The sequence below is a fragment of the Rhodococcus sp. NPDC059968 genome (assembly GCF_042738615.1).
GTDB lineage: Bacteria > Actinomycetota > Actinomycetes > Mycobacteriales > Mycobacteriaceae > Rhodococcus_F.
The window spans coordinates 1-4,508 of record NZ_JBHWUE010000216.1; the positions used below are offsets into that span (position 1 = coordinate 1).

Consider the following 4,508-nt stretch of genomic DNA (forward strand, 5'->3'; position numbering starts at 1 on the left):
CCTTCTCCGGGGGTCATGGACCTGTTGCATGATGTCGCTCGTTCTGGGTGATCTTGCGGGTGGTGCGGCGTTTCTCCGGGGGTGTGGTGCTCGTGGCTGGTAGTCGTTTTGTGACTGTCGACCTGAAAGCGAGAGGCCATGCGAGCGTTTCCGGTGAGGTTGCCGTCCGGGCAGCGGTATTGGACGGTGTTGGATGAGGATCTGCGGGTAGTTGGTGTTGCCGATGGGTTTCTGCGGCATCAACGGTTCGGCCGCGACGGGGCCGAGTCCACGACGAAGGCGTATGCGCACGCGATCGCGTTGTTCCTGCGCTGGTGCGCCGGGACGGGCCGGTCCTGGCAGGCCGGGGCCGAGCAGTTCGCGTTGTTCATGACGTGGCTGGCCCACGCCGGACCGCTGGCCAGCGGCACCGACGCCGCCGGGGCGGGAGTGGTGGTGGCGGGGCCGGGTGCCGCTGCGGTGCGCTGCCCGTCGCGGATCAACGGTGTGCTGACCGCGGTGCGGGGGATGGTGGTGCACGCGGCAGCGTCCGGCCAGGGCCCGGCGGGGTTGGTGTCGGTGCTGTACGCGGTCGCCGACGACCGCGACCTGCCCGCCGATGCCCGCGGTGAGGAGGGCCGGATGGCGTGGCGGATGCGGGCTCGGCATCGGTTGCGGGAGCCGGAGACGACGGTGGACCGCGCCAGCGACGAACAGATCGTCGCGCTGCTGCGGGCGTGCCGTTCGGCGCGGGATCGGCTGATCGTGTTGCTGATGGCCAGGGCCGGGTTGCGGCGCGGGGAGGTGTGCGGGCTGCGCCGCAGTGATGTGCACCTGCTGGTGGATTCGCGCCGGTTGGGGTGCGAGGTCGCGCGGGCGCATCTGCACGTGGTGCGTCGGGAGGACAACCCGAACGGGGCGTGGGCCAAGTCCCGCCGGCAGCGGGTCGTGCCGCTGGATTTCCTTGTCGTGCAGGCGTTTGACACCTACGAGTTCGAGCGCATGAGAGTGCCGGGCGCAGCGGACAGCGACTTCGTGTTCGTCAACCTGTTCCGCGGCCGCATCGGGGCGCCGATGCGGCCGGACGGGATCGGGGAGCTGATGGCCGCGGCGTCGCGGCGGGCCGGACTCGACGTCCCGGTCCGCCCGCATCAACTGCGACATGCGTTCGGCAGCAACGCTGTTGACGCCGGTTCCGGAATCGATGTCGTCGCCGACCTGATGGGGCACGCCGCGGTCGCTTCCTCGGCGGTTTACGTGCATCCGGATTCCTCCCGGCTGCGGGCTGCGGTCGACGCGGTGCCCAGCCCCCGCGAACTCGGTGCGGTGATCCGGTGACCGCCGCAGAACTGGTCACCGCGGATGGCACTGGCGATCCTTCGTTGGAGTTCACGCACGTGCTGACCGGGGTAGCGCTGGGGGCGGATGCTGCGCGACTGGCCGGGATGCTGGATCCTCGCTTCCTGGTCGAGGCGGGGTGGAATCCACAGACGCGGATGTTGTCGCTGCCGGCCCAGCATCGGTTGTTGGGCAGAACGGTATGCCGAGTCCAGCGGTGCCACAACACCGTTCACTCGGGCATTGCGGTATGCCATGGGTGTTTCACGCGCCTGTCCCGGCTGGGGATGAGCCCTGAGGACATCGCGACTGCGATGGAGCTGCCCGACGAGCCGGCCCCGGCGACTCGATGCGCAGTGCCGAAATGCCGGTGCGTGCCGACGGTGCGGCATGCGGTGTTGTGCGAGCCGCACGCCAAGAAGTTCCGCCTGCGACGCCCACGGTTGTCGATGGAACAGTTCCTGGCCGATCCCAGAGTGGGGCCTTTGCCGCCGATGCCGGCCTGCCAGGTTGCCGCCTGCATCCGGACCGCTGACGGCGCCTGCGGATACTGCAACACCCACTACCAGCGATGGCGGAACGCGCTGCGGGCAGCCCCGGACCTGGATGCGCGTCGGTGGCAGACCCGGGAATCGGGCGTGCCCGAGCCCGGGCAGGTCAATCTGCGGGCCCTGCCGGCGATGGTGGTCGTCGAAGTGCTGTTCGGTGTTCAGCAGCGCGTCCGGGGTGGGGCGAAGATCACCGATGCGCAACTGCGGGTGCTGTGCGACGGACTGCGCTGGCGACAGGTGACCTCGATTACCGTCGACCGCGCCGAGATCACCCGCAACAAGACGGTGCGCTCGCTGCGGGCCGCCCTCACCCAACACGTTCGGCGGGCCCTGGCCGACCCCGCGAGCGAACAGGCCAAGGACACGTGGGATCTCGCGATTTTCGGCCATCGCGGGAACCTGTCGTTCACCGGAATCAGCCAGCCCTGGCTGTCCCAGTGCGCCAAACGATGGGCAGCAGAACAACTCCCGCGTCATCGCGGCGGCGGCGCCGCGCGAGTCCGCGGCAAAATCAACGCGCTGCGGATGCTCTCACAGTTCCTCGGCCGCAGGCCAGACCGGGGCCTCGTCCCGTCGACATTGGGCCGCACCGACATCGAAAATTTCCTCAACCGGCTGGCCCATCTGGAGTCGATCGGTGAGATCAGTCGATACCGCCGCAACGGCATCTGCCGTGACCTACGCGAGGTGCTGGCCGGCATCCGCGCCCTCGGCCTGACCAAGCCCAGACAACCAGCGGCAGGACTCGCCGGCGATTTTTCCCTCGAGCGCGGCGACATCCCCGCCGAGCCCGAACGCGGCGAACCCGGCCGCGACGTCCCTCCGGAAATCATGGCCATTCTCTGCGCCAACCTCGACACCCTCGAACCGATCGAAGTCAGGGTCGCGACTCAGATCGGCATCGACACCGGACGACGCCCAGAAGACATTCTGGCCCTGCCCCTGGACTGCCTGGACCGCGACAAGGACGGAGCTGCGGTGCTCGTCTACGACAACGCCAAGGCCCACCGCCTCGGCCGGCGGCTGCCGATCGGCGACGCCACCGCCGCCGTGATCACCGGCCAGCGGCAACGCGTCCGAGCAATGTTTCCCGACACCCCAGTCGCGGAACTGGCCCTGCTGCCCACGCCGCGCCGTAATCCTCACGGGCGCACACCAATCAGCATCGATATGCTCGACGCCCGGCACCGCGAGTGGGTCTCGGCCCTACCTGTCCTGCGCACCCGCGACGGGATCGAGATCGACAAGACCAAGGTCGTGCCCTATATATACCGGCACTGCTACGCCCAGCGGCATGCCGATGCGGGTGTCCCGATCGATGTCCTGGCCGAGTTGCTCGATCACCGCAGCTTTTCCATGACCCGCTGCTACTACCGCATCGGCGAAGACCGTCGCCGCGACGCCGTCGACACCATCACGGCCCTCAGCTTCGACCGACACGGCAACCGGATCTGGCGCGACGCGCACGCCCTGCTCGAATCCGAACGCGCCCGCCACGCCATCGGAGAAGTCGCCGTCCCCTACGGCACCTGCACCGAACCAACCAACGTCAAGGCCGGTGGCGGTGCCTGCCCGGTCCGATTCCGGTGCGTCGGGTGCGACCACTTCCGCACGAGCGTCGCGTTCCTGCCCGAGTTGCAGGCATACCTGGAAGATCTGCTGCGCACCCGGGAACGGCTGGCCGCCACCCTCGACGGTGTCGACGACTGGGCCCGCGCCGACGCCACCCCCACCGACGAGGAGATCACTCGAATCCGGCGGCTGATCAACAGGATCAAAGGCGACATCGCCGAACTCGGTGACACCGAGCGAGCCCAGATCGACGACGCTGTCGCCATCGTGCGCCGTCATCGCGCGGCCCACGCGGTTCCAATCGGCATGCCGGCCCTCCCGTCCACCGCGCCCGCACCGCCCACCACGACCACCACCTCGGAGGCCACAGCATGACCAGCACCAAGCCGCAGCAAGTCGACACGCAGACCACCACGAGTGCACGAGCCCACCCGATGCTCGAAGGCCGCCGCGCCGAATCCACCCGACGGCGCCAACGCGTCCTCGCCGCCCTCGACCGCGCCGCCACCGAAGGCACCGAGATCAGTGCCTCCGGGATCGCTCGCGCCGCCGGAGTCGACCGCACATTCCTCTACCGGCACCGCGACCTGCTCGAGAAGATCCACGCGCTGCAAACCGAACCCACCGCCGACGACGGCACCGGTCCAGCGGTCACCCGAGCCTCGCTGCAAGCCGACCTGCTCGCAGCCCACGAACGCGCCGTCCGGCTCGACACCCGAATCCAGCACCTGGAGAAGCGCCTGTCCGAAGCCCTCGGCGAACAAACCTGGCGCGAGTCCGGACTCGGCGCCCCAACCGACATCGATGCACTCCACCAACGGATCACCCATCTCGAACAACAGGTCATCGACCTACAGCAACAACTCGACGAACGCGACGAAGACCTCGCCGCGTCCCGCGCCACCAACCGCGAACTCATGGCCCGCATCAACGCCCCGAGCCCCAAAACGTGAACCCCGCGAGTCCGCTTGCGCCACACCTGTTGCAGCGGATAACATCTCCCCATCAGCCTCTGAGCTGCACAAACTCAGAGAATCACGCTGCCACACGGGGCTGACCCCCGGAGAA

The 4,508-nt window shown here is 68.5% G+C and carries 3 protein-coding genes; all 3 read left to right on the forward strand.

What is annotated here, in order from left to right; genetic code table 11:
• Positions 1–138 precede the first annotated feature (138 nt).
• Genes ACFWAY_RS53050 through ACFWAY_RS53060 form a run of 3 tightly spaced genes read left to right on the forward strand, consistent with a single transcriptional unit; the run spans position 139 to position 4,393 of the window.
• On the forward strand, positions 139–1,317 hold the full coding sequence (locus tag ACFWAY_RS53050) for a tyrosine-type recombinase/integrase (protein WP_378516441.1): 1,179 nt from the start codon (positions 139–141) through the stop codon (positions 1,315–1,317).
• The gene (locus ACFWAY_RS53055; RefSeq protein ID WP_378516442.1) at positions 1,314–3,815 is read left to right on the forward strand and encodes a tyrosine-type recombinase/integrase; all 2,502 of its coding nucleotides are present in this window, start codon (positions 1,314–1,316) and stop codon (positions 3,813–3,815) included. The genes ACFWAY_RS53050 and ACFWAY_RS53055 overlap by 4 nt, the downstream gene beginning before the upstream one ends.
• A complete protein-coding gene (locus ACFWAY_RS53060; protein WP_378516443.1) occupies positions 3,812–4,393 on the forward strand; it encodes a DUF6262 family protein in 582 nt (193 codons plus the stop codon). Before ACFWAY_RS53055 ends, ACFWAY_RS53060 begins: the two co-directional genes overlap by 4 nt.
• Positions 4,394–4,508 lie beyond the last annotated feature (115 nt).

What these genes read in the sequence shown, in the direction of transcription:
- ACFWAY_RS53060 (WP_378516443.1), top strand. Translation starts at nt 3,812, where the DNA reads ATGACCAGCACCAAGCCGCAGCAAGTCGACACGCAGACCACCACGAGT.
- ACFWAY_RS53050 (WP_378516441.1), top strand. Translation starts at nt 139, where the DNA reads ATGCGAGCGTTTCCGGTGAGGTTGCCGTCCGGGCAGCGGTATTGGACG.